Consider the following 1,932-nt stretch of genomic DNA (forward strand, 5'->3'; position numbering starts at 1 on the left):
CCGATTTTTCGATATCACTCATCCCTAGAAAGAGGGCATTCCCATGATGAAGGGCGGAATGGGTAACCTGATGAAACAGGCCCAGGAAATGCAGGAAAAGATGCAGCGTATCCAGGAGGAGGTCGCCAAGACCGAGGTGCTGGGCGAAGCCGGTGCCGGCATGGTCAGGGTGACCATGAACGGTCGTCATGACGTCAGCAAGGTCGATATCGACCCCAGCGTCATGGAGGAAGACAAGGAACTGCTCGAGGACCTCCTGGCCGCGGCGGTCAACGATGCCGTACGCAAGGTCGAGGCCAGTTCCCAGGAGAAGATGCAGGAAGCCACGGCGGGGCTCGACTTGCCACCGGGGTTTAAGATGCCGTTCTGATGAGCTTTTCTCCCCTGATCGAACGACTGATGCAGTCGCTTCGCGTCCTGCCGGGCGTCGGGCCCAAGACCGCCCAGCGCATGGCCATGCACCTGCTCGAGCGTGATAGCGACGGTGGGAGGCGGCTGGTCGAGGTGCTGGGTGAGGCTCTGGAGCGTGTCGGTTATTGTCGACGCTGCCGTACCCTCACCGAGGAAGACACCTGCCGTATCTGCACCAGTGGCCGGCGCGATGACGCTCTGCTCTGTGTGGTGGAATCCCCGGCCGATCAGCTGGCCTTCGAGGACGCCGGCGGCTACCGCGGCCACTATTTCGTCCTGCATGGCCATCTCTCTCCGCTGGATGGGATCGGTCCCGAGGACATCGGTCTCGAACAACTCGAGGCCCGGGTGGCCGAGGGTGGGATCCAGGAGGTGATACTCGCCACCAATCCCACCGTGGAGGGCGAGGCAACGGCCCACTACATCAGTGCGCAACTGGTCGGCCGGGGTGTCACCCTGTCGCGTCTCGCCTATGGGATGCCCATGGGCGGGGAGCTCGAGTACGTCGATGGCGGTACACTGAGCCGCGCCTTCAATGGTCGCCTGCCATTTCAGGGTGACTGACTCCCAACGCAACCACCTGCCGGAACCCGAATGCCCCTGACCCCCGAGATTCGCTGGATCAACACTGCCGACGCGCTGGATATCGCTTGCACCGAGGTGGCCGATGCCCCGGTGATCGCGCTGGATACCGAGTTCTTCCGCGAGAACACCTTCCACCCCGTACCGGCCTTGATCCAGTTCGCCGCCGGTTCCGGGCCGGCCTACATCGTCGATCCGCTGGAGGTGGCCTGTACCGATGCCTTCCGCCGGCTGCTCGGTGAAGGTCCCTTGAAGCTGCTGCATGCATCCAGCGAGGATCTCGAGGTCTTCGCCCACTGGGCCGATGTGCCCCTGTCTCCCCTGGTGGACACCCAGCTCGCCCAGGGGCTGCTCGGCGAGACCCCGTCCATGGGGTACCAGAAACTCGTGGCCCACTGGACAGGCAAGACACTGCCCAAGGACGAGACGCGTTCCAACTGGTTGCTCAGGCCCCTGAGTGATTCACAGCTGAGCTATGCCGCCCTGGACGTCGTCTATCTGGGGGAGGTCTGGGACCAGCAGCGCGAGGCCTTGGCCAGGCTCGGACGACTGGCCTGGCTGGAGGAGGACTGCAGCGAGCTGGTCGCCCAGGCGGTGCGAAGCGCCGCCGCCGATGGGCTCTGGTACCAGCGTCATCGTCAGTTGTGGCGTCTGTCGCCTCGCCAGATCGAGGCCTATCGCCGCCTCTGCATATGGCGGGAAGGGGAGGCGCGCCAGCGTGATGTTCCCCGTGGCTGGCTGGTTCATGATCGACTGCTCTACGCCATCGCCGAGCAGTTGCCGGAGAACCGCTTCGAGCTGGCCAGGGTCGAGGGCCTCAAGCCGCCGTTGATCAAGCGCGAGGGTGACGAATTGCTGGCATTGGTGCGCGAGGCCTTGCATGTCGATGACAAGGACCTTCTACCGGCAATGCCTTCCCCCATGGAACCGGCCTTCAAG

General features: G+C 63.9%; 3 protein-coding genes. All 3 read left to right on the forward strand.

Features of this window, described 5'->3' with window-relative positions:
- Window positions 1–43: 43 nt before the first annotated feature.
- Window positions 44–370 carry a YbaB/EbfC family nucleoid-associated protein gene (locus ACESMD_RS06750; protein ID WP_372611538.1) on the forward strand — a complete coding sequence of 109 codons (327 nt, stop codon included), beginning with the start codon at window positions 44–46 and terminating at the stop codon, window positions 368–370.
- Window positions 370–975 carry a recombination mediator RecR gene (recR, locus tag ACESMD_RS06755; RefSeq protein WP_372611540.1) on the forward strand — a complete coding sequence of 202 codons (606 nt, stop codon included), beginning with the start codon at window positions 370–372 and terminating at the stop codon, window positions 973–975. The genes ACESMD_RS06750 and recR overlap by 1 nt, the downstream gene beginning before the upstream one ends.
- Window positions 976–1,005: 30 nt before the next feature.
- Window positions 1,006–1,932: ribonuclease D (locus tag ACESMD_RS06760; protein WP_372611542.1), on the forward strand; the 927-nt coding region annotated here is incomplete at its 3' end.

The organism is Halomonas sp. (assembly GCF_041689495.1).
Classification (GTDB): Bacteria; Pseudomonadota; Gammaproteobacteria; order Pseudomonadales; family Halomonadaceae; genus Halomonas.